17 protein-coding genes are annotated in these 22,483 nt (G+C 73.0%); 11 read left to right on the plus strand and 6 right to left on the minus strand.

Annotated elements, in window-relative coordinates; all coding sequences use genetic code 11:
- Positions 1-2,085, minus strand: coding sequence for a YhgE/Pip domain-containing protein (locus ABZ404_RS13750; RefSeq protein ID WP_358837142.1), 2,085 nt, complete (start codon positions 2,083-2,085; stop codon positions 1-3).
- Complete coding sequence (locus tag ABZ404_RS13755; protein WP_358837141.1) at positions 2,057-2,860, minus strand: ATP-binding cassette domain-containing protein; 804 nt, start codon at positions 2,858-2,860, stop codon at positions 2,057-2,059. The genes ABZ404_RS13750 and ABZ404_RS13755 overlap by 29 nt, the downstream gene beginning before the upstream one ends.
- Before the next feature lie 225 nt (positions 2,861-3,085).
- Between ABZ404_RS13755 and ABZ404_RS13760 the strand changes: the two genes are divergently transcribed.
- The 3 genes from ABZ404_RS13760 (at position 3,086) to ABZ404_RS13770 (ending at position 5,362) form a co-directional block, all read left to right on the plus strand.
- On the plus strand, positions 3,086-3,613 hold the full coding sequence (locus tag ABZ404_RS13760; protein ID WP_358837140.1) for an SAV_6107 family HEPN domain-containing protein: 528 nt from the start codon (positions 3,086-3,088) through the stop codon (positions 3,611-3,613).
- Positions 3,614-3,754: 141 nt separating this feature from the next.
- On the plus strand, positions 3,755-4,513 hold the full coding sequence (locus ABZ404_RS13765) for a methyltransferase (protein WP_358837139.1): 759 nt from the start codon (positions 3,755-3,757) through the stop codon (positions 4,511-4,513).
- 450 nt (positions 4,514-4,963) lie between these two features.
- Positions 4,964-5,362 carry a DUF3040 domain-containing protein gene (locus ABZ404_RS13770; protein ID WP_358837138.1) on the plus strand — a complete coding sequence of 133 codons (399 nt, stop codon included), beginning with the start codon at positions 4,964-4,966 and terminating at the stop codon, positions 5,360-5,362.
- A gap of 431 nt (positions 5,363-5,793) precedes the next feature.
- Here ABZ404_RS13770 and ABZ404_RS13775 read toward each other — a convergent pair whose 3' ends face one another.
- The 4 genes from ABZ404_RS13775 to ABZ404_RS13790 form a co-directional block, all read right to left on the minus strand.
- Positions 5,794-8,178 carry a DUF3488 and transglutaminase-like domain-containing protein gene (locus ABZ404_RS13775; RefSeq protein ID WP_358837504.1) on the minus strand — a complete coding sequence of 795 codons (2,385 nt, stop codon included), beginning with the start codon at positions 8,176-8,178 and terminating at the stop codon, positions 5,794-5,796.
- The gene (locus ABZ404_RS13780) at positions 8,175-9,578 is read right to left on the minus strand and encodes a DUF58 domain-containing protein (RefSeq protein WP_358837505.1); all 1,404 of its coding nucleotides are present in this window, start codon (positions 9,576-9,578) and stop codon (positions 8,175-8,177) included. The genes ABZ404_RS13775 and ABZ404_RS13780 overlap by 4 nt, the downstream gene beginning before the upstream one ends.
- Positions 9,578-10,588, minus strand: a complete 1,011-nt coding sequence (locus ABZ404_RS13785) for a MoxR family ATPase (protein WP_358990404.1) — start codon at positions 10,586-10,588, stop codon at positions 9,578-9,580. Before ABZ404_RS13785 ends, ABZ404_RS13780 begins: the two co-directional genes overlap by 1 nt.
- 363 nt (positions 10,589-10,951) lie before the next feature.
- Positions 10,952-11,515 carry a carbonic anhydrase gene (locus ABZ404_RS13790; protein ID WP_358837145.1) on the minus strand — a complete coding sequence of 188 codons (564 nt, stop codon included), beginning with the start codon at positions 11,513-11,515 and terminating at the stop codon, positions 10,952-10,954.
- A 409-nt stretch (positions 11,516-11,924) separates the two neighbouring features.
- On the opposite strand from ABZ404_RS13790, the gene rsmH reads away from it, so the two are divergent.
- From rsmH to ftsW, 8 genes are read left to right on the plus strand one after another with little or no spacing between them, the layout of a single operon-like run.
- Positions 11,925-12,929, plus strand: coding sequence for a 16S rRNA (cytosine(1402)-N(4))-methyltransferase RsmH (rsmH, locus tag ABZ404_RS13795; RefSeq protein WP_358837146.1), 1,005 nt, complete (start codon positions 11,925-11,927; stop codon positions 12,927-12,929).
- Complete coding sequence (locus tag ABZ404_RS13800) at positions 12,926-13,519, plus strand: septum formation initiator (RefSeq protein ID WP_358837147.1); 594 nt, start codon at positions 12,926-12,928, stop codon at positions 13,517-13,519. Before rsmH ends, ABZ404_RS13800 begins: the two co-directional genes overlap by 4 nt.
- A gap of 4 nt (positions 13,520-13,523) precedes the next feature.
- On the plus strand, positions 13,524-15,455 hold the full coding sequence (locus ABZ404_RS13805; RefSeq protein ID WP_358837148.1) for a penicillin-binding protein 2: 1,932 nt from the start codon (positions 13,524-13,526) through the stop codon (positions 15,453-15,455).
- Between the two features lie 13 nt (positions 15,456-15,468).
- Entirely contained in the window at positions 15,469-17,154 is a 1,686-nt protein-coding gene (locus tag ABZ404_RS13810; protein ID WP_358990407.1) for a UDP-N-acetylmuramoyl-L-alanyl-D-glutamate--2,6-diaminopimelate ligase, read from the plus strand.
- On the plus strand, positions 17,151-18,581 hold the full coding sequence (gene murF, locus ABZ404_RS13815) for a UDP-N-acetylmuramoyl-tripeptide--D-alanyl-D-alanine ligase (protein ID WP_358835605.1): 1,431 nt from the start codon (positions 17,151-17,153) through the stop codon (positions 18,579-18,581). Before ABZ404_RS13810 ends, murF begins: the two co-directional genes overlap by 4 nt.
- Complete coding sequence (gene mraY, locus ABZ404_RS13820; protein WP_283143831.1) at positions 18,578-19,648, plus strand: phospho-N-acetylmuramoyl-pentapeptide-transferase; 1,071 nt, start codon at positions 18,578-18,580, stop codon at positions 19,646-19,648. The genes murF and mraY overlap by 4 nt, the downstream gene beginning before the upstream one ends.
- Positions 19,630-21,069 carry a UDP-N-acetylmuramoyl-L-alanine--D-glutamate ligase gene (gene murD / locus ABZ404_RS13825; protein ID WP_358835606.1) on the plus strand — a complete coding sequence of 480 codons (1,440 nt, stop codon included), beginning with the start codon at positions 19,630-19,632 and terminating at the stop codon, positions 21,067-21,069. The genes mraY and murD overlap by 19 nt, the downstream gene beginning before the upstream one ends.
- Before the next feature lie 60 nt (positions 21,070-21,129).
- A complete protein-coding gene (ftsW, locus tag ABZ404_RS13830) occupies positions 21,130-22,479 on the plus strand; it encodes a putative lipid II flippase FtsW (RefSeq protein WP_358835607.1) in 1,350 nt (449 codons plus the stop codon).
- Positions 22,480-22,483: the final 4 nt, after the last annotated feature.

Raw genomic sequence — 22,483 nt, forward strand, 5'->3', positions numbered from 1 at the left:
CTAGAGGCTCAGCTCGGGGTGGAGCCGGTCCAGCGTCCAGACCTGCTTCCGCCTCGCCGACAGCGCGGTGAGCGCCAGCGCGCCCACGGTGAACGCCACCAGTACCGCGCACCCCTGCCACACCGGTCCGAGCCCGCCTCCGGTGATGAGCCTGCGCAGCCCCTCGACCACGTAACTCATCGGCAGGTACGGGTGGATCGCGTTGAAGAACGCCGGGCTGGTCTGCACCGGGTAGGTGCCGCCCGCCGAGGTCAGCTGGAGCATCAGCAGCGCCAGCACCAGGATGCGTCCGGCCGCCCCGAAGCGGGCGTTGAGCCACTGCACGATCGCCGCGAAACAGCACGAGACGAGCGTCAGGAACCCGATGGTGCCCGCGGCGCGTTGCATCTCCAGGCCGAGTCCGTAGTGCAGCACCGTCATCAGCGCGCCCACCTGGAGCACCCCGACCGCCGCCACCGGCAGCCAGCCCGCCAGCGCGATCCGCCACGCCGGGGCGCCGGTCGCGAGCGCCCGCCGGTTGAGCGGCTGGATCAGCATGTAGGCGACCATCGCGCCCACCCACAGGGAGAGCGGGATGAAGTACGGGGCGAAGCCGGTGCCGTAGTTGGGCGCCTTGTGCAGCGCCTGCGAGGCGAGCCTGACCGGGTCGGCCATCACCTCGGTGCGCTTGTCGCGGTCCTGCTTGTCGTAGTCGGGGATCTTGCCGACGCCGTCGTGGAGTCCGCCCGCGAGCTGCGCGGAGCCGTCGGAGAGCTTGAGCAGGCCGCCGTCGAGGGTGCCCGCGCCCTTCTTGAGCTTGCCGACACCGCTGTCCAGGTCGGTGGCGCCGGTCCTGGCCGTGGTGAGACCGGAGTGCAGGGTGCCGGCGCCCTTGGCGACCTGCTTGGCGCCCTTGTTGAGGGCGTTGATGTCCCCCACGGCCTTGTCGAGGTCCTTGGCGAGCGTCGGCGCGTTCTTGGCGACCCGGCGCGCCTGCTTCTGGAGCTCCACGAGGTTCTTGTCGAGCGTCTTGAAGTCGCTGTTCTGGTCCTGGATCACCCTGTTGAGGTCCTCGGCGAGGGTGGCCGCGGTCGCCGCCGCCTTCTTGGCGCGCTTGAGCTCGGGGCAGCCGGGGCCCGGCGTCGCGGACGCTTGGCAGAGCTTGGCGTACACCGAGTCGAGGTCGTCGGAGGCCTTGCGGGCGCCGGTCGCGGCGGCGGGCGCCGCCTTGATCACGGCGGCCAGGTTGTCGCGCACCGGCCCCACCGTGTCGTCGACCAGCCGGGCCGTGTCCCCGATGGCCTTGGCGTTCTCCTTCAGGAAGGGACGTGCCTCGTCCGCCGCCGTGTTGACCTTGTTGGCCAGGGTCTGGGTGCCGGCCGCGACCTTGCGGGCGCCGGTCTCCAGCTCCGCGGAGCCGCTGTCGAGCTTCTTGATGCCGCCCGCCAGCTTGCCGCTGCCCGCCTTGGCGTCGCCCAGGCCGTCCGCGAGGTCCTTGGAGCCCTTCTTCGCCTTGCCCAGGCCCCCCTTGAGGTCGGCGGCGCCCTTGGCCGCCTTCTCGGTCTGGTCGTGCAGGTCGGAGAAGGAGATGAAGATCTTGTCCAGGAAGGAGCGCGAGGCCTTGGCGGAGGCCGCCGAGCGCACCTCGGAGAAGACCGTGCGGGAGATGGATCCCACGATGTAGTTGTTGGCGTCGTTGGTGCGCACCTGGAGGGCGCCCGTCTCGGGGGAGTCGCCGGAGCTCGACGCGATCCGCTCGCTGAAGTCGGCGGGCATGGTCAGCGACAGGTAGTACGTGCCGTCCTCGACGCCCTTGCGCGCCTCCTCGCCGCTGACCTCGTGCCAGTCGAACGTCTTGCTGTCGTGCAGCCCCTCGGCTATGCCGTCGCCCGCGGTGATCTTCTGGCCGCCGGCGGTGGCGCCCTTGTCCTCGTTGACCAGCGCCACCGGCACCCGGTCGAGCCGTCCGTACGGATCCCAGAACGACCACAGGTAGAGCGCCCCGTACAGCAGCGGCAGCAGCAGGAGCGCGACCAGCGCGGCCCGCGGCAGCTTCCCCCTGCCGAACCGCCTCAGCTCAAGCGCGGCCAGTCGTGGCGAACGCATCCCCCGCCCCCTCCTCGTCCTTCTCGTCCCCGTCCTGCCCGTCCTTGCCGTCCTGCTGGTCCTGCTGGTGCTGCTGGTCCCGCGTGGTCCCCACCGCCAGGTCGGCCTCCTCGGGGGCCTGGCTGCAGACGGCGAGCACCGTCGTCCCGGCGTCGGCCGTGGACCGCAGCAGCGCCCACGCCTCGGCGCGCTCGACGTCGGAGAGCTTCATGTCGGTGTCGTCGACGCCGAGCAGCCTCGGCCGTCCCATCAGCCCCAGCGCCACGGACAGGCGCAGCGCCTCCAGCCGCTCCAGATCGCGTACGTAGGTGCGTTCGCCCTTCGGCAGGGTGGCGAGGTCGAGGCGCGCGGCCTTCAGCGCCTCGTCGATCGTGGCCCTGGCCCGGGTGCGGCGTTCGGCGGGCGTGCGCAGCAGCGCGCGCGGGGAACCGTCGAAGCGGTGCTGGAGCAGCGCCCGTTCGCGCAGGTGCTCGGCGACGGTCAGGGCGGGGTCGAGGTCGTTCACTCCCGGGACCGGGCCCAGGGCGCTGAACCGGCGGACGGCGGCCATCCTGCGCGGCAGCCGCTCGCCGCCGACCTCGGCGTGGCCCTCGGTGGGTTTCATCCGGCCGGTGAGAGCCAGAAGCAGACAGGTACGCCCGGAGCCGGATGGGCCCTCGATGGCGACGAGCGAACCGGGTGCGGCCTCCAGCCGCACGTTCCGGAAGGCCCAGCCGCGCGGCCCCTTGAGCCCGAAGTCCTCGGCGGTGACGCCTGCCCCGTGCGGGCTGTCCACGTTCCCCCCATTCGTTGGCTGACGAATTCTTTGAACTGACTGGTCAGTACAAAAGTAACCCCGAACCCGCGTACGAGGCAAAGAGGCAGGTCACGGGCGGGGGAGGGCGGGGTAAGGGCCTGGGGAGGTCCAGCGGAGGGCTCGCTGACGGCCGATTGTCAGTGGGGGCCCTCACGATGGACACATACGGCCACAGCGCCGTCACACGACGACAGGAGGTTCGTCATGGCCAGCCATCGCGCGGCAGCCGCCCATCGGCCCCGCCCCCTCGGCCCTGCCCCCTCACTGAACGGTCCCGCGAGCGACATCCACCCCGTGCTGCGCAGGGGTGGCGCGCCACCCGCCGCCCTCGACCTGCTCGCCCAGGCCCGCAGCGGTCTGGACGAGGCCGCCGTGCTCGACACCCCCAACGAGCGGTACGCGACGGCGCACCTGGCCGCGCTGCGCACCGCCGCCGCCGTCCTCGCCGCCCGCGGCCGGCCCGAGACCGGGCCGCGCCGGCGGCAGCGGATCCGAAGCGCCTGGGAGGTGCTGCCGGAGATAGCGCCCGAACTGACCGAGTGGAGCGCGCTGTTCGCCTCCGGCGCCACCCGCCGGGCGCGCGCCGAGGCGGGCATCCAGGGCGCGGCCACCGTCCGCGACGCGGACGACCTCATCCGCGACGCGGCGATGTTCCTGCGGCTGGTCGAGCGCCTGCTCGTCCTCCAGCCCGCGCTGCCCCAGCCGAGGACCCGGGAGCCGGACGCGGGGTGAGGGTGCGGTGACGCGGGCGCGGGGGTGCGGTGAGGTGCGGGGATGAGCGGGGGCGGGCCCCCGAGGCAATAGGGTGGTCGGGCCTTCACCGTTCTTTGCCCCGCCGTCCCGCGGCGGCGCCGCGCCGAGGAGTCAACTGCCGTGCCGGACCCCATGCGCCCCCGCGCCTCTCTCCGTACCGCCGTGGTCTGGGACGTCCTCAAAGACGCCCTCGACCGCCGGGTCAAGGCGACCGGGCGCGAGGCGCTGGACGTCCTGGACACCGGCGGCGGCTCGGGCAACTTCGCGGTGCCCGTCGCCCGCCTCGGCCACCGCGTCACCGTGGTCGACCCCAGCCCCAACGCGCTGTTCGCCCTGGAGCGCCGGGCCGCCGAGGCCGAGGTGGCCGACCGGGTCCGTGGTGTGCAGGGCGATGTGCTCGGCCTCTTCGACGTGGTCGAGCGCGGCGGCTACGACGCGGTGCTGTGCCACGGCGTCCTGGAGTACGTGGAGGACCCGGCCGAGGGCGTACGCAACGCGGTGGACGCGCTGCGCGCCGAGGGAGCGCTGAGCCTGCTCGCCGCCGGTCTCGGGGGTGCGGTGCTCGCCCGCGCGCTCGCCGGGCACTTCACCGAGGCCCGCCGCGCCCTGGACGACCCGGCCGGGCGCTGGGGCGACGGCGACCCGGTGCCGCGACGGTTCACGGCCGAGCAGCTCACCGAGCTGGTCGCGGCGACCGGGGTCGAGGTCGGCGCGGTGCACGGCGTACGGGTCTTCGCGGACCTGGTGCCCGGGGTGCTGGTGGACACCGAGCCGGGGGCGTTCGACGCCCTGCTCAAGCTGGAGGCGGCGGCGGCCGAGCTGCCCGCGTTCCACTCCGTGGCGACGCAGTTGCACGTCCTGGGCGAGAAGCGCGCCTGACCCGGCGTCCGCCGCGCGCGTGCCCCGCGCGTGCCCCAGTGTGCCCGGGGTGCCCGGGGTGCCCGGGCGTTCATCCGGCGTCCGCCCGTCCGGTGGCGTCCGTTCGGCTGCCCGGACCGCCGCCCGGACGGACGCGGCGCGGGCCGCCGGTGCGCGGCCGGTCCCACGCCCGGGCGTCCCCACGCTGATCAGCGAAGCTGTCCCGGACGGAGTAGCGGCATGGAGTACGCCACAGGCCCCCCGATCGGCGGCTTCGCCCCGTATGATCGGGGTACATGGTCCGGCATGGCGGGTCGTTCGATGGGGAATCCACTCCCCACCGGGCGGGCCGCCGTGGCGGCTCGGATTGGCGAATTGGCGTAGAGGGCGGGTTTCACGGGGGCGATTCCCTGCCTATCCTGAAGGGGCCGCATCCGGTCGCCCCCCGCGACCGACGAGTAGGAGGACTCCGTGCCGCTCTCGGAGCACGAGCAGCGCATGCTCGAGCAGATGGAGCGAGCGCTGTACGCCGAAGATCCCAAGTTCGCGACAGCGCTTGAGGGAAGCGGGCTGCGTACGTACACCCGACGACGGGTCTACCAGGCGGTCGCTGGCTTTTTGGTGGGTATCGCGCTCCTCATGATTGGTATCGGGCAGGGGATCTGGATCAGTGTGGTCGGGTTCCTCATCATGCTCGGCTGCGCCGTGCTCGCGGTCACCGGTTGGCGCAAGGCGCCACGGCGTGGCGAACAGCCGGTGGGCGGCGGTGTGGCGGCGCGGCCCGCGGCGCGCACACGTGCCCCGAAGCGGTCCGTGATGGACCGCATCGAGCAGCGCTGGCAGCGGCGCCGCGACGAAGGCGGTCGCTAGGCGGGGCTGTGCTTGAACGTGGCTGAGGGGCGACCACCGATGCGGTGGTCGCCCCTCAGCGGTTTGTCGCTCGGCCTGCGGCCTTGCTCGTCCTCAAGCGCCGGACGGGCTGATTCATCGCGCCCTCGGGGGGTGCCTCCGCCGTCCCGCCCTGCGGGCCGTCGCCTCGGCCTGCGGCCTCACTCGTCCTCAAGCGCCGGACGGGCTGGATATGCGTCCGCCCGGTCTTGAAAGGTCGGCCCGGTGCGGGCCGGGCGGGAGAGGAGGGCGGCCAAGCCGGGGTGCCGGGGTCGGGCACGTAGGGGCGAGGGTCGGCGCCGGGGAAGCGGCGCCGGTCTGCGGGAGCCGTTGGCTCCGGCCCGGTGCGCTCCCGTCGGCCCCCGCCTCACCCCCTCACGCCGACCCCCTCGTCGGCCTCCGCCACACCGTCCTCAGGACCGTCCTCCGCAGCTGCCCAGACGGGTAGCCGTCGCGGACGTCAGGGACTGCCACTTCGCCGTTGCCGTCCAGGTCAGGCGGGCCGCCGAGCGGGGGGCCAGGTCGGCTCGGAGGCGGGACCGGAGAGGGAGGGAGGTCCGCAGGCCCGTGCGGATGTCCTGGGCCGCCTCCGGGAGGCCCGTGGGGGGCCGGGGGGTCGGGGCGTACAGGACCTGTTCCACCGCGCTTGCCGCGCGGTGCGCCGACTCCGCCGCCGGGCCCTCGAGGCCGCCCAGCCGCACCATGCGCGCCGCCGCCTTGCGGGGCGTCAGCGAGTCGTCGGGGACGATGCCGTGGTCCCAGGCCGTGTCGATGACCTCCCGCCACACCGTCAGCGTGGCGGTGACCGGATCGGCCTCCGGGTGCCCGGCCCTGGCCAGTCGCCGGGAGCGGACCCGTACCCGCCACAGCCACGGCAGCAGCGGCAGCGCCAGCGCCGCGAACACGCCCAGGGCCACCGCGGCCACCGTGGCCGCGGGGGTTCCGCCGTCGTCGCCGTCCAGGGGAGCCGCCGGGGCCACCTCGCCGCACTCGTTCTGCTTGCGCAGCTGCGCCGGGCAGGAGGAGGACGGGGCCGGTGCCGCGGAGGGCCGCGCCGAGGGACCCTCGGAGGGCTTCACCGGGTTGCTGGGGGCACCCGACGGGGTGTCGGGGCGGGTGTAGTCGGGGGCGGAACCGCGCGAGGGGGTCGGTTCGAACCGGGTCCAGCCCACACCCTCGAAGTACAGCTCGGGCCACGCGTGCGCGTCCCGCAGCCCCACCGACATCGTCCCGTCCGCACGCGGCTCGCCGGGCGTGAAGCCCACCGCCACCCGGGCCGGTATGCCCAGGGTCCGGGCCATCGCGGCCATCGTGAAGGAGAAGTGGACGCAGAAGCCCTGCTTGTCCTTGAGGAAGCGGGCGATCGCCTCCGTACCACTGCCGGACTCGACCTGGGTGTCGTACGTGAACCCGCCCTTCACCGCGAACCAGTCCTGGAGCAGCACGGCCCGCTGGTAGTCCGTGGTGGCGCCTCTGGTGATCCTGCGGGCGGTCGTGCCGACGATGCGCGGCAGGGTCTGGGGGACCTTCGTGTACTCCCGCGCCAGCGCCGCCGGCGCGGGCTGCGCGGCGGCCAACTGGTCCGCCGTCGGGCGCACCTGGAGGCTGCTGACCTGGTACTGGGCGCCCTGGGTGGTCTGGCCCCGGTCGCCCACCAGGGTCCGGCCGACCGGCTCGAAGCGCCAGTGCCCGCCGATGTCGACCTTGGTCGCCGGATAGGGCATCGGCAGCCAGTTCTGGGTGTACCAGCCGGCCGCCGACACGCTCGTGCGGATCTCGGCGGTGCCGATCGACGGGCTCAGCCCCTCGGGCTGCGGCAGCACGTCCGGCACGTCCTTGATCTTGCGCTCGGAGGACTTCCAGGACGCCCCGTCGAACTGGTCCAGGGCCACGATCCGCAGATACAGGTCCTGGGTGTCCTGCGCGTTGGTGCGGTAGCGCAGGACCTCGCGGTCCTCCGGCTGGTTGAGGCTGTTCTGGAGCGAGACCAGCGGGTTGACCGCGGAGATCGTGCCGCCTCCGCCGCCCTCGCCGCTGCCGCCGCCGCTCCCGCCGAGCAGGCCGGAGCCCATCGCGGGCAGCGCGGCCGGGATCACCAGGGAGATGCCCAGGGCGAGCGCCCCGATCCGGCGGCCGGTACGCACCGGCGCCAGCGGGCCGCTGTCCGCCTCGAACGGCGTCTGCGGCCGGTCGGACCGGGCCGCCCCGCCGAACATCCGCCCCCACTGGGAGAGCCGGTCGCGGCCCTCGGCGAGCAGGAGCAGCAGATAGCCGGCGGCCGCCAGCAGGAACCACAGCCAGCTCGCCCCGCCGTTCGACAGGCCCGCGGCCACCGAGTACAGCGCGAGCAGCGGCAGCCCGGCGGGGGCGGCGCTGCGGAAGGTCACGGCGAGCGCGTCCACCACCAGCCCGATCGCCAGCGTGCCGCCCACCACCATCAGCCGGATGCCGTCGGTGGCGGGCGCCGGGATCGTGTACCGGCTGACGTCGTCGGCTCCCTGCTGGAGCAGCGCGGAGAGATGCTCCAGGGCGTCCGGCCCCGGCAGCAGCCCGACCAGCGCCTGCTCCCGCGCGAACACCGCGGTCAGCAGCACCAGCGTCACCGCCGCCTGCACCAGCACCGTCAGCGGCCGCGCCAGCGGCACCCGGCGGGCGAGCGCGCCCACCCCGGCCTGGAGAGCGAGCAGGAACGCCGCCTGCACGATCCAGGTCGCCCGGTCCACGAGCGGCAGCATGGAGCACGACGTCATCACCGTGGCGGCGAAGGCGCACAGCGCCAGCCGTCCGCGCCCGCTCATGACCACGCCCCTGACATTCCCGGTATCCCCGATGTTCCCGACGGCCACGCGCCGCCCGAAGCGGCCCCCGTGCCCGTCCGTTCCTGACCCGCCTGGCGCCACAGGTGCGTGAGGGAGGCGCCCGGCGGCACGGCCAGCGCCGTCCACCCGGCCTCGCGCAGCAGCCGCAGCGTCCGCTCGGCCGGGCCGAAGCCCCCGGGCGGCGGTGAGCCGTGCGTCCACAGGTCGCTGTCCAGGACGAACGCGACCGCGGCGCCGCTGCGCCGCCTCATCTTCGCCGCGACCGCGGCCTGTTCCTCGTCGAGGTCCCCGAAGAACCCGACGAGCAGCCCTTCGTTGCCCCCGCGCAGCACGTCGTACGCGGGCGACAGGCCGGCGCCGTCGGAGTGGTCCACGACCGCGAGGGTGTCCATCATCAGCCCCGCCGCGTCCGAGGAGTCCTGGCCGGCTCCGGCGAACCCGCCCTCGCCCTCGCCCGGCACCGAGCTTCCGGTGTCGGTCAGCAGCCGCACCGAGTAGCCGCGCTCCAGCATGTGCACCAGCGCCGAGGCCGCGCCCGAGACCGCCCATTCGAAGGCGGAGTCAGGGCCGGCGCCCGCGTACGCCAGGTCACGGGTGTCCAGGAGCACCGTGCACCTGGCCCGCTGCGGCTGCTCCTCGCGGCGCACCATCAGCTCGCCGTAGCGCGCGGTGGAGCGCCAGTGGACCCGGCGCAGGTCATCGCCGTGCCGGTACAGCCGGGGGATCACGTCGTCCTCGCCGGCCAGCGCCAGCGAGCGGTGCCGGCCGTCGCCGTACCCGGCGGCCTCGCCGGACAGGCGCACCGGCGGCAGGGGTTCGGTGCGCGGTATCACTGTGAGGGTGTCGAAGGCGCTGAACGCGCGCGTGAGTTCGCACATCCCGAACGGGTCGGTCAGGCGCAGCTGGAGCGGACCGAGCGGATAGCGTCCGCGCAGATCGGAACGGACCCGGTAGGACACCTCGCGCTTGCCGCCCGCCTCCACCCGGTCCAGGACGAAGCGGGGGCGCGGCCCCAGCACGTACGGCACCCGGTCCTGGAGCATGAGCAGGCCCGTGGGCAGCCGGGAGACGTTGTCGACGCGCAGGTGCACCCGGGCCTCGGAGCCCGCGGGCACGCGCGCGGGGGCCAGCCGCCGGCTGCCCGCGACGCGGTAGCGCGTGCGGTACAGGACGGTCGTGCAGACCAGGGGCAGCACGGCGAGCAGCAGCCCGACCCGCAGCAGATCCTCCTGGCCCAGGACGTACGCGCAGATCGCGGCGGCGATCCCGGCGGCCAGGAACGAGCGGCCGCGGGTGGTCAGTCCGGACAGGGCCGCCCGGGCCCCGCCCTTCTCGGTGTCCTCGGCCCCCGCCCCCGCCGGGGGAGCCCCGGCCGCCATCACAGCCGCCGGGTGCCGGGCTGCTGCTGGCCGTAGAGCGGGCCGCCGGCCTGCGGCACGGGGGTGTGCTGGAGGATCTCCAGGACGACCTGCTCGGCGGTGCGGCGGTTCAACTGGGCCTGGGCGGTGGGCAGCAGCCGGTGCGCGAGGACGGCGACGGCGAGCGCCTGGACGTCGTCGGGCAGCGCGTACTCCCGGCCGCTCAGGGCGGCGGTGGCCTTGGCGGCGCGCAGCAGGTGGAGCGTGGCGCGCGGCGAGGCGCCGAGTCTGAGGTCGGGGTGGGTGCGGGTGGCCCCGACGAGCTGCACCGCGTACCTCCGCACGGCGTCGGCCACGTGGACCTTGCGGACCGCGTCGACGAGCTTGACGATGTCGTGCGCGTGCGCCACCGGCTGGAGGTCGTCGAGCGGGGAGACCGCGCCGTGCACGTCGAGCATCTGGAGCTCGGCCTCGGCCGACGGGTAGCCGATCGAGACGCGGGCCATGAAGCGGTCGCGCTGGGCCTCGGGCAGCGGGTAGGTGCCCTCCATCTCGACCGGGTTCTGGGTGGCCACCACCATGAAGGGGCTGGGCAGTTCGTAGGTCTGCCCGTCGATGGTGACCTGGCGCTCCTCCATGGACTCCAGGAGCGCCGACTGGGTCTTGGGGGAGGCGCGGTTGATCTCGTCGCCGATGACGATCTGCGCGAAGATCGCGCCCGGCTTGAACTCGAAGTCCCGCCGCTGCTGGTCGTAGATGGACACACCGGTGATGTCCGACGGCAGCAGGTCCGGCGTGAACTGGATACGCCGCACCGAGCAGTCGATGGACTTGGCCAGCGCCTTGGCCAGCATGGTCTTGCCCACGCCCGGGACGTCCTCGATCAGGAGGTGCCCCTCGGCGAGCAGTACGGTCAGCGAGAGCCGTACGACCTCGGGCTTGCCCTCGATCACACCCTCCACCGACCTGCGGACGCGCTCCGCAGTGGCGGTCAGATCTGTGAGGCTCGCTCGCTCGTCATAGGTCGTCACCCGGCCCTCCTCGGCCCTTCCCCCCGCTCAAGAAGCGGGGGGTTACCCCAGTTGCCTGCGGGCCGGCGCACTGGAAACGGAACGGCCCACTTCGAAATAGGGACACCGCGTCCGAGACGTTCGGACGGATGCCACCCCCGCATTCTTGTTGCCGTCGCCGCGTCGTGTCACTCGCCTGTGGATAACTGGAGGGGATATGTCGGGGGTTGCCGTGTTTTTGTCCCCGAAGGGACCCCGAAGAGTCGCCGAAGAGACTCCGAAGCGACGCGGAATCGAGTCCGAACCGCCCCGGCCGGACAGCCGGCGGACAGTCGGCGGGGGCAGTCGGCGGGGCAGTCGGTCCGGCTGCCGGCCGGGCCCTCGCTAGGCGGCCGGGTCGATCTCGCGCAGCAGGCCGGTGGTGACGTCGAAGACGAATCCGCGCACGTCGTCGACGTGCGGCAGGAACGGGGAGGTGCGGACCCGCTGCATGGACTGGCGTACGTCCTGGTCGACATCGCGGAAGGACTCCACCGCCCAGGCGGGGCGCTGGCCGACCTCGTCCTCCAGCTCGTGGCGGAAGTCCTCGGTGAGCGACTCCAGGCCGCAGCCGGTGTGGTGGACGAGCATGACGCTGCGGGTGCCGAGCGCCCGCTGGCTTATGGTCAGCGACCGGATGACGTCGTCGGTGACCACGCCGCCGGCGTTGCGGATGGTGTGGCAGTCGCCGAGTTCCAGGCCGAGGGCCGCGTGGAGGTCGAGGCGGGCGTCCATGCAGGCCACCACCGCGACGCGCAGGACCGGACGGGCGTCCATACCCGGATCGTCGAACGCTTGTGCGTACGTGCGGTTCGCGTCGACCAGCCGGTCGGTGACGGTACCCCCGTCACCGACCGCCGGGCGGGGGCGGACGGGGGGCTCTGCGGGGAGGTGCGCAGGAGTCGACATGTCTATGACGTTAGTCGCCGTAGATCGTCCGGTCGCGCTGTGAGGACGGAAAAATCCCGTCAACTCGGTCCGCTGTGAGGTAACCCACAAGCGTGGTAATCGGTCACCCGTGCGGGTGAAAAGTGCACCCCGCGACGCGCTGGGCCGTTGATTGACCGACAGGACCGGTGGACTAAAGTGACGCGAAGTGGGAGGGGTGACACACTCCGGCCCGCTTGCGGGGACAGATTCCGTATCCGCAATACAGAGCAGTTGCACAGTTTCCCCCCGCGTGCGCGGCGCGCGTACGGCTCGGCCTCCTCCCGCTCGCCGGTCGGCTGACGCCACTTCCCCGGCGCCGGCAGACCTTCCGAGCGGGTGGGGACCCGGCCGTATGCGCGGGGTGCCCGCCGGACCTGAGAGGGCCAAAGTGACAGGGCGCGAAGCGCTTCCCAGCGAGGGCGACGGCGGGCGACGGGAGGAGCGGACCCGGCACGTCCCGGTGATGCTCCAGCGGTGCCTGGACCTGCTGGCCCCGGCCCTGACGCAGCCCGGCGCGGTCGTCGTCGACTGCACCCTGGGCCTCGGCGGGCACAGCGAGGCCCTGCTCACCCGGTTCCCCGAGGCGCGCCTGATCGCCCTCGACCGGGACAAGGAGGCCCTGCGCCTCTCCGGCGAGCGCCTGGCACCCTACGGGGAGCGCGCGACCCTGGTCCACGCCGTCTACGACGAGCTCCCCGAGGTCCTCGACAGGCTCGGCGTCCCGCGCGTCCAGGGCATCCTCTTCGACCTCGGCGTCTCCTCGATGCAGCTCGACGAGGCCGACCGCGGCTTCGCCTACGCGCAGGACGCCCCGCTCGACATGCGCATGGACCAGACCACCGGGATGAGCGCCGCCGAGGTCCTCAACACGTACGCGCCGGGCGAACTGGTGCGCATCCTGCGCCAGTACGGCGAGGAGAAGCAGGCCAAGCGGATCGTCTCGGCGATCGTCCGCGAGCGAGAGAAGGAGCCGTTCAGCAACAGCGCGCGGCTCGTCGAGCTGATCCGCGACGCGCTGCCGCAGGCCGCCAAGCGCACCGGCGGCAACCCCGCCAAGCGCACCTTCCAGGCGCTGCGCATCGAGGTCAACGGCGAGCTCTCGGTCCTGGAGCGGGCGATCCCGGCCGCCGTCGCGGCCCTGGACGTGGGCGGGCGGATCGCGGTCCTGTCGTACCACTCGCTGGAGGACCGCCTGGTCAAGCAGGTCTTCGCGGCCGGCGCCGCCACCACGGCCCCGCCGGGCCTGCCGGTGGTGCCCGAGCAGTACCAGCCGCGGCTGAAGCTCCTGACCCGCGGCGCCGAACTGCCCACGGAGGAGGAGGTCGCCGAGAACCGCCGGGCGGCCCCCGCCAGGTTCCGCGGGGCCCAGCGGATCCGGGAGGACGTGCGGTGAGCGCACCGGCCAGGCAGCTGCGGGGGCGGGCCGCCCGGCTCGGCAGGCTGCTGCCCCCCGCGGGCACGGGCAGCCCCGCCCGCACCCCGTTCGTCCTGCTGGTCGTCGTCCTCCTCGGCGGCGGACTGATCAGCCTGCTGCTGCTGAACTCGGCGCTGAACGAGGGCTCGTTCAAGCTGAGCGAGCTGCGCCGCCAGACCACCGAGCTCACCGACGAGCAGCAGGCCCTCCAGCACGACGTGGACGGCCTCTCCGCCCCCGACGCGCTCTCCCGGCGGGCCACCGAGCTCGGGATGGTCCCCGGCGGCAGCCCCCTGTTCCTCAACCCGGACGGCACGGTCAAGGGCGTGCCCGGCGGCGCCGTCCAGCCCGCCCCGGCGCCCAGCCCCGAGCTGGTCCAGGGCGCGGCCGTGACCGCCCCCGCCCCGTCCCCCGAGACCCCGGCCGCCTCTCCCGCCCCGGGCGCGCAGCCGTCCGGCACCCCCGCGCCGGCCCCGGCGCCCGCGCAGACCCCCTCCGGTACACCTCCGCGCGCCTCCGTACCCCCGGCGCCCGCCCCCGCGAAGACCTCCCCGACCCCCGGCAGGTGACGCAGTGAGCCCCCAGGAACCGCCGCGCCGCCGGGTGCCAGGACCCGCGCGGCCGCGCCCCCAGGCCCGCCCGGCGCAGCGCCGCCCCAAGCCCCCCGCCCGGATAAGGCTCGGCAGCCCGCGCCCCCGGCTGCGCCTGGTCAGCCTGGGGCTCACCCTGGTCATGATCGCGTTCGTGGTGCGGCTGCTCCAGGTACAGGCGGTCGACGCCAGCGCGTACTCCGCCAAGGCGGAGAAGAACCGGTACGCCAGCTACGCGCTGCCCGCCGAGCGCGGCGAGATCACCGACCGCGACGGCATCGCCCTGGCCACCAGCGTCGACGCGTACGACATCACCGCCGACCCGTCGATGTTCACCCCGGCCACCAGCAAGGCCCCCGACGCCCCCCAGCAGGCCGCGGCCCTGCTCTCCCCGCTGATCGGCAAGGACCAGGAGGAGATCGCCAAGAAGCTGCGGACGCCCCGCAGCCGCTATGTGGTCCTCGCCCGCCGCCAGACCCCGCAGGTGTGGAACCAGATCAAGGACCTGAAGAAGGTCTTCGCCGAGAAGGCCCGCGCCGACCTGGCCAAGGGCGGCACCGGCGCCAATGTGCTCGGTGGCGTCTTCAACGAGTCCAGCAGCAAGCGCGTCTATCCCAACGGCGACCTCGCCGCCGGGATACTGGGGTACGTCAACGCCGAGGGCCGCGGCGGCGGGGGCCTGGAGTCCCAGCTCGACAAGGTCCTGGCCGGCGAGGACGGCAAGATCACCTACGCCCAGTCGGGCGGGCGCCGGGTGCCCACCGCGGGCACCCGCGAGACCCCGGCCGTCCCCGGCTCCGGAGTCGAGCTGACCCTGGACCGGGACATCCAGTGGATGGCCCAGAAGGCCATCACCGACCAGGTCCGCAAGTCCCAGGCCGACCGGGGCTATGTGGTGGTCCAGCGCACCGACACCGGCGAGGTCCTCGCCATGGCCAACGCCCCCGGCTTCGACCCCAACGACCTCTCCCACGCCAACACCTCGGCACTGGGCAACGCGGCCGTCCAGGACGTGTACGAGCCGGGCTCCACCGCCAAGGTCATGTCCATGGCCGCGGTCCTGGAGGAGAACGCGGCGACCCCGCTGACCCACGTCACCGTCCCCAACCGGCTGCACCGCGGCGACCGGCTCTTCAAGGACGACATCGACCACCCGACCTGGAACCTGACGCTCAACGGCGTCCTCGCCAAGTCCAGCAACATCGGCACGATCCTCGCCGTGGAGCAGCTCGGCAAGACCGACGCCGAGGCCGACCGGGTCCTCTACTCGTACCTGCGCAAGTTCGGCCTCGGCTCGCCCACCGGCCTCGGCTACCCCGGCGAGACCCCGGGCATCCTCGCGCCGCCCCAGAAGTGGTCCACCTCCCAGCAGTACACGATCCGCTTCGGCCAGGGCCTCTCGCTCAGCGCCATGCAGGCCGCCTCGGTGTACTCCACGATCGCCAACGGCGGGGTGCGCGTGGAACCGACGCTGGTCCGCGGCACCAGGGGCCCCGACGGCCGCTTCACCCCGGCCCCGGCGCCCAGGCAGTCCCGGGTGGTCAGCGAGAAGACCGCCAGGACCGTGGCGCAGATGCTGGAGTCGGTCGTCGGCGACGAGGAGGGAACCGGAACCAAGGCCCGCATCCCCGGCTACCGGGTCGCGGGCAAGACCGGCACCGCCAACCGGGTCGACCCCAAGACCGGCCGCTACCACGGCTACACGGCGTCCTTCGCCGGTTTCGCCCCCGCCGACAAGCCCGCGATCACCGTCTACTGCGCCATCCAGAACCCCACCAGGGGCAGTTACTTCGGCGGTCAGATCTGCGGTCCGATCTACAAGCAGGTGATGGAGTTCGCGCTCAAGACGCTTCAGATCCCGCCGACCGGCGCCCAGCCGCCCAAACTGCCCGTCTCCTTCGGCGGCACCGACTGAATCCGGAACCATCGTGACAACCATCACCCCCGGCCCCGGGAACCAGAACCGCGACCACCACGCCCCGCCCCCCTCTTTTGGCGACCCGGCGGGTGCGCCCGGTACGCTCACCGCCGTGCCACACGCTGATCAGTACCGAACCGCCCCGCAGGACGCGCCCGCGCACCAGCCGGGAGCGCCCCGTCCGGACCGGGGCAGCCCGACGCCCCTGAGCGAGCTGGCCGAACGGCTGGGAGCCGAGAGCCCGGGCGCGGGGGAGGTCACGGGCATCACCCACGACTCCCGCGCGGTGCGCCCCGGCGACCTCTACGCGGCCCTGCCCGGCGCCCGCTTCCACGGCGCCGACTTCGCGGCCCAGGCCGCGGGCCTGGGCGCCGCCGCCGTCCTCACCGACCCGACGGGCGCCGAACGCGCCGCCGCGACCGGCCTGCCGGTCCTGGTCACCGAGGACCCGCGCGGCGCCATGGGCGCCCTGGCCGCCGAGATCTACGGCCACCCCGGCCGCGACCTGCTCCAACTGGGCATCACCGGCACCTCGGGGAAGACCACCACCGCCTACCTCGTCGAGGGCGGGCTGCGCGGGGCCGGGCACCGCACCGGTCTGATCGGCACGGTCGAGACGCGCATCGGCGACGAGCGCCTCAAGTCCGAGCGGACCACCCCCGAGGCCACCGACCTCCAGGCCCTGTTCGCGGTGATGCGCGAGCGCGGGGTGGAGTCGGTCGCCATGGAGGTCTCCAGCCACGCCCTGGTGCTGGGCCGGGTCGACGGCTGCGTCTTCGATGTCGCCGTCTTCAACAACCTCAGCCCGGAGCACATGGAGTTCCACTCCGACATGGAGGACTACTTCCGGGCGAAGGCGCAGCTGTTCACGCGGCGGCGCGCCCGGGTCGGGGTGGTGAACTTCGACGACGAGTACGGCCGCAGGCTGGTGACCGAGTCGGAGATCCCGGTCACCACCTTCTCGGCCGAGGGCCACCCGGATGCCGACTGGCGCGCCGAGGACGTGGACGTGGCCCAGGACAGCTCGACCTTCACGGTCGTCGGGCCCAAGGGCGAGCGGATCTCCGCCACCGCCCCGCTGCCCGGCCCGTTCAACGTGGCCAACACCCTCGCCGCGATCGTCACGCTGGCCGTCGCCGGCGTCGACCCGCAGACCGCCGCCGACGGCGTGGCCGCCGTGCCGGGCGTGCCCGGCCGCCTGGAGCGGGTGGACGCGGGACAGCCGTTCCTCGCGGTGGTGGACTACGCGCACAAGACGGACGCCGTCGAATCGGTTCTGCGCTCGCTGCGCAAGGTCACCCGCGGCAAGGTGCACATCGTGCTCGGCTGCGGCGGGGACCGCGACCGCACCAAACGCGGGCCGATGGGCGCGGCCGCCGCCCGGCTCGCCGACACCGCCGTACTGACCTCGGACAACCCCCGCTCCGAGGACCCGCTCGGGATCCTCGCCGCGATGCTCGCGGGCGCCGCCGAGGTGCCCGCGCACGAGCGCGGTGACGTCCTGGTCGACGCCGACCGGGCCACCGCCATCGCCGCGGCCGTGGCCCGCGCCGAGCCCGGCGACACCGTCCTGGTCGCGGGCAAGGGCCATGAGCAGGGCCAGGACACCCACGGGGTGATCCGCCCCTTCGACGACCGTGTGGTCCTGCGGGCCGCGATCGAACACCGCCAAGCACAGTCAGGGATGAAGCAGTGATCGCCCTCTCCCTCGCCGAGATCGCCGAAATCGTCGGCGGGCAGTCGCACGACATACCGGATCCGTCCGTCCAGGTCACCGGATCCGTGGTCATCGACTCCCGCGCCGTGGCGCCCGGTTCCCTCTTCGCCGCCTTCGCGGGCGAGCGTGTCGACGGCCACGACTACGCGCGCGGGGCGTACGAGGCGGGCGCGGTGGCCGTGCTGGCCACCCGGCCCGTCGGTGTGCCCGCGATCGTCGTCGACGACGTCCAGGGCGCGCTCGGCGCGCTGGCCCGCGAGGTCGTGGGCCGGCTGGGCACCGACGTGGTGGCGCTCACCGGGTCCTCCGGCAAGACCTCCACCAAGGACCTGATCGCGCAGGTGCTCCAGCGGCACGCGCCCACGGTCTACACGCCGGGCTCGCTCAACAACGAGATCGGCCTGCCGCTGACCGCGCTCACCGCCACCTCCGAGACCCGCCACCTGGTCCTGGAGATGGGCGCGCGCGGGATCGGCCACATCCGCTATCTCACCGGTCTGACCCCGCCGCGGATCGGACTCGTCCTCAACGTCGGCTCCGCGCACATCGGCGAGTTCGGCGGCCGGGAGCAGATCGCCCAGGCCAAGGGCGAGCTGGTGGAGGGGCTGCCGTCGGCGGACGAGGGCGGCCGCGCCGTGCTCAACGCCGACGACCCGCTGGTACGGGCGATGGCCTCGCGCACCAAGGCGCGCGTCCTGCTCTTCGGCGAGGCCGAGGACGCGGACGTACGTGCCGAGAATGTCCGGCTCACAGCGGCCGGACAGCCTTCCTTCAGGCTTCACACACCCTCCGGGTGCAGCGACGTGACCTTGCGCCTGTACGGTGAGCACCACGTGTCGAACGCGCTCGCCGCGGCCGCCGTCGCCCATGAGCTGGGCATGTCCGCAGACGAGATCGCCCGCGCGCTCTCCGAGGCGGGCACCCTCTCCCGCTGGCGTATGGAGGTCACCGAGCGTCCGGACGGTGTGACAGTCGTCAACGACGCCTACAACGCGAACCCCGAGTCCATGCGAGCCGCCCTGCGCGCGCTCGCCGCCATGGGCGAGGCCGCCCGGGCCAGGGGGGGACGTACGTGGGCGGTGCTCGGTCCGATGGCCGAGCTCGGCGACGAATCGCTCGCCGAGCACGACGCGGTCGGACGGCTCGCCGTCCGGCTCAACGTCAGCAAGCTCGTGGCAGTCGGGGACCGGGAAGCGTCCTGGCTGCAACTGGGCGCATATAACGAGGGTTCGTGGGGTGAGGAGTCGGTGCACGTGTCCGACGCACAGGCGGCCGTCGACCTGCTGCGCAGTGAACTGCGCCCGGGTGACGTCGTGCTGGTGAAGGCATCGCGGTCGGTCGGCCTGGAACGGGTGGCACTCGCGCTGCTCGACGGTGGCGTCGAGGGCGAGGTCGCCGCCCGATGAGGCAGATCCTCTTCGCGGGAGCCATCGGTCTCTTCCTGACCCTGGTCGGCACCCCGTTGCTCATCAAGCTGCTCGCCCGCAAGGGCTACGGCCAGTTCATCCGCGACGACGGCCCGCGCGGCCACGCCGGCAAGAAGGGCACGCCCACCATGGGCGGCATCGCCTTCATCCTGGCGACGCTCATCGCGTACGCCGCGACGAAGGTGATCACCAGCGAGGACCCGACCTTCTCGGGTCTGCTGGTGCTCTTCCTGACCGCCGGCATGGGCCTGGTCGGCTTCCTGGACGACTACATCAAGATCGTCAAGCAGCGTTCGCTCGGTCTGCGGGCCAAGGCGAAGATGGCCGGCCAGCTGATCGTCGGTATCGCCTTCGCGGTGCTGTCCCTCCAGTTCGAGGACAAGCGGCACCAGACCCCGGCCTCCACCAAGCTCTCCTTCATCACGGACTTCGGCTGGTCCATCGGGCCCGTCCTGTTCGTGATCTGGGCGCTGTTCATGATTCTCGCCATGTCCAACGGCGTGAACCTGACGGACGGTCTGGACGGCCTGGCCACCGGCGCCTCCGTGATGGTCTTCGGCGCCTACACCTTCATCGGGCTGTGGCAGTTCCAGGAGTCCTGCGCCAACGCGCAGACCCTGACCAACCCCAACGCCTGTTTCGAGGTGCGCGACCCGCTGGACCTCGCGGTGGTCGCCTCGGCCCTGATGGGCTCCTGCTTCGGCTTCCTGTGGTGGAACACCTCGCCCGCCAAGATCTTCATGGGTGACACCGGTTCGCTCGCGCTCGGCGGCGCGCTCGCCGGCCTCGCGATCTGCTCGCGCACCGAGTTCCTGATCGCCCTGCTCGGCGGCCTCTTCGTGATGATCACCATGTCGGTGGTCATCCAGGTCGGCTCGTTCAAGATGACCGGGAAGCGCGTCTTCCGGATGGCCCCGCTCCAGCACCACTTCGAACTCAAGGGGTGGTCCGAGGTCCTTGTGGTGGTGCGGTTCTGGATCATCCAGGGCATGTGCGTCATCGTGGGCCTGGGTCTCTTCTACGCGGGATGGGCAGCCGACAAGTGAGCCAGAGCTGGCAGGGCATGCGGATCACCGTCGCCGGCCTCGGGGTGAGCGGCGTCAGCGCCGCCCGCGCCCTGGCCGGTCTCGGAGCCGTGGTGACGGTCGTGGACGGCGGTGACTCCGCCGCCCACCACGAGCGCGCGGCCGAACTGGCGCGGCACGGCGTCTCCGTACGGCTGGGAGACGCGGACACCCTCCCCGAGGGGACCGGACTCGTCGTCACCTCGCCCGGCTGGAAGCCGGACTCCCCGCTGTTCGCGGCCGCCGCCGAGGCGGGCGTGGACGTGGTCGGGGACGTGGAGATCGCCTGGCGGCTGCGGGACCTGGACGGCCGCGAGCCCGCGCCCTGGCTGGCGGTCACCGGCACCAACGGCAAGACCACGACCACGCAGATGCTGGCCTCGATCCTGCGCGCGGCGGGTCTGCGCACCGCCGCCGTCGGCAACATCGGCACGCCGATCGTCGACGTGGTGCTCGGCGAGGAGACGTACGACGTCCTCGCCGTGGAGCTCTCCAGCTACCAGCTGCACTGGGCGCCCTCGCTGCGCGCCCACTCGGCCGCCGTGCTCAACCTGGCGCCCGACCACCTCGACTGGCACGGCTCCATGGAGGCGTACGCCGCCGACAAGGGCCGGATCTACGAGGGCAACACGGTCGCCTGCGTCTACAACGCGGCCGACCCCGCCACCGAGGACCTGGTGCGCGAGGCCGACGTCGAGGAGGGCTGCCGGGCGATCGGCTTCACCCTCGGCACTCCCGGCCCCTCCCAGCTCGGCGTCGTGGAGGGCATCCTCGTCGACCGCGCCTTCGTCGCCAACCGGCAGAAGAACGCCCAGGAGCTGGCCGAGGTCGCCGATGTGACCCCGGCGGCCCCCCACAACATCGCCAACGCCCTCGCGGCGGCGGCCCTGGCCCGCGCCTTCGGCGTCGAGCCCCGGGCCGTACGGGACGGGCTGCGGGCCTTCACGCCCGACGCCCACCGGATCGCGCACGTGGCGGACGTGGACTCGGTCGCCTACGTGGACGACTCCAAGGCCACCAACACCCACGCCGCCGAGGCATCCCTGGCCTCCTACGACTCGATCGTCTGGATCGCCGGGGGCCTCGCCAAGGGCGCGTCCTTCGACGAGCTGGTACGCCACTCGGCCGAGCGGCTGCGCGGGGTCGTCCTGATCGGCGCCGAGCGCCACCTCATCGCCGAAGCGCTGGCGCGACACGCCCCCGAGGTACCGGTGGTCGACCTCGACCGGACCGACACTGGGGCGATGTCCGCGGCGGTCCGCGAGGCGGCCGGGCTCGCCAAGCCCGGGGACACGGTCCTGCTGGCCCCGGCCTGCGCCTCGATGGACATGTTCACCAACTACAACAAGCGCGGCGAGGCCTTCGCGGAAGCGGTCCGCGAACTCGCCGCCGAGCGCGCCTAGCCGGCCGGGACCCGTCCCGCGGGCCGGCGGCGCCGGGCACGACTGGAGGGGACAGCACACATGCCGGCCGAAGCGACCCCGCCCGGGTTCGTCCTGCGCAGCCGTGCCGCGGCCTCCCCGCGCCGCCCTGCGGTCGGGCGCGGCGGCGGCAGCGGCGTCCCGCCACGGCTCCGCGGCGGCGGTCCGCGGCGGCTCCTGGAGCGCGCCCGGCGGGGCTGGGACCGCCCCCTCACCGCGTACTACCTGATCCTCGGCAGCTCGCTGCTGATCACCGTGCTCGGTCTGGTGATGGTCTACTCGGCCTCGATGATCAAGGCCCTGGAGCTGTCGCTGCCGGCCTCGTACTTCTTCCGCAAGCAGTTCCTCGCCGCCCTGATCGGCGGGGCGCTGATGTTCGCGGCCTCCCGGATGCCCGCCAAGCTGCACCGGGCCCTGTCCTACCCGATGCTGGTGGTGACCGTCTTCCTGATGGTCCTGGTGCAGATCCCCGGGATAGGGATGTCGGTCAACGGCAACCAGAACTGGATCTACCTGGGCGGTCCGTTCCAGCTCCAGCCCAGCGAGTTCGGCAAGCTGGCGATGATCCTGTGGGGCGCCGACCTGCTCGCCCGCAAGCAGGACAAACGGTTGCTCACCCAGTGGAAGCACATGCTGGTGCCGCTGGTCCCGGTGGCGTTCCTGCTGCTGGGGCTGATCATGCTCGGCGGCGACATGGGCACCGCGATCATCCTCTGCGCGATCCTCTTCGGGCTGCTCTGGCTCGCCGGGGCGCCCACCCGGCTCTTCGGCGGCGTCCTCGCGGTGGCCACGACCATCGCCGTGCTCCTCATCAAGACGAGCCCCAACCGGATGGGCCGGCTCGCCTGCATCGGGGCCACCGACCCCGGCCCGCAGGACCAGTGCTGGCAGGCCGTGCACGGGATCTACGCACTCGCCTCGGGCGGATGGTTCGGTTCCGGGCTGGGCGCGAGTGTGGAAAAATGGGGCCAACTCCCCGAACCCCACACCGACTTCATCTTCGCCATCACCGGTGAGGAACTGGGCCTGGCGGGCACACTGTCGGTGCTCGCCCTGTTCGCGGCTCTAGGCTATGCGGGTATCCGCGTGGCCGGACGCACGGAGGACCCCTTCGTGAGGTACGCCGCGGGAGGTGTGACCACCTGGATCGTGGCCCAGGCCGTGATCAACATCGGTGCGGTGCTCGGTCTGCTGCCGATCGCCGGGGTCCCGCTCCCGCTGTTCTCCTACGGGGGGTCCGCCCTGCTGCCGACCATGTTCGCCGTGGGGCTGCTGATCGCGTTCGCGCGGGACGACCCCGCGGCGCGGGCGGCGCTGGCCATGCGGCAGCCTCGGGTGAGTTGGAAGTCGATGAGACGGCGCGTCAAGAAGCGTCCGTCCGGAGAGCGGTGAATTT

Source organism: Streptomyces sp. NPDC005878 (genome assembly GCF_040629815.1).
Lineage (GTDB): Bacteria > Actinomycetota > Actinomycetes > Streptomycetales > Streptomycetaceae > Streptomyces.

Bases quoted from the DNA above. Each gene is read 5' to 3' on its own strand.
- ABZ404_RS13750 (WP_358837142.1), bottom strand. From the start codon at position 2,085: ATGCGTTCGCCACGACTGGCCGCGCTTGAGCTGAGGCGGTTCGGCAGG.
- ABZ404_RS13760 (WP_358837140.1), top strand. From the start codon at position 3,086: ATGGCCAGCCATCGCGCGGCAGCCGCCCATCGGCCCCGCCCCCTCGGC.
- ABZ404_RS13775 (WP_358837504.1), bottom strand. From the start codon at position 8,178: ATGAGCGGGCGCGGACGGCTGGCGCTGTGCGCCTTCGCCGCCACGGTG.
- ABZ404_RS13780 (WP_358837505.1), bottom strand. From the start codon at position 9,578: ATGGCGGCCGGGGCTCCCCCGGCGGGGGCGGGGGCCGAGGACACCGAG.
- ABZ404_RS13790 (WP_358837145.1), bottom strand. From the start codon at position 11,515: ATGTCGACTCCTGCGCACCTCCCCGCAGAGCCCCCCGTCCGCCCCCGC.
- mraY (WP_283143831.1), top strand. From the start codon at position 18,578: ATGAGGCAGATCCTCTTCGCGGGAGCCATCGGTCTCTTCCTGACCCTG.
- murD (WP_358835606.1), top strand. From the start codon at position 19,630: ATGGGCAGCCGACAAGTGAGCCAGAGCTGGCAGGGCATGCGGATCACC.
- ftsW (WP_358835607.1), top strand. From the start codon at position 21,130: ATGCCGGCCGAAGCGACCCCGCCCGGGTTCGTCCTGCGCAGCCGTGCC.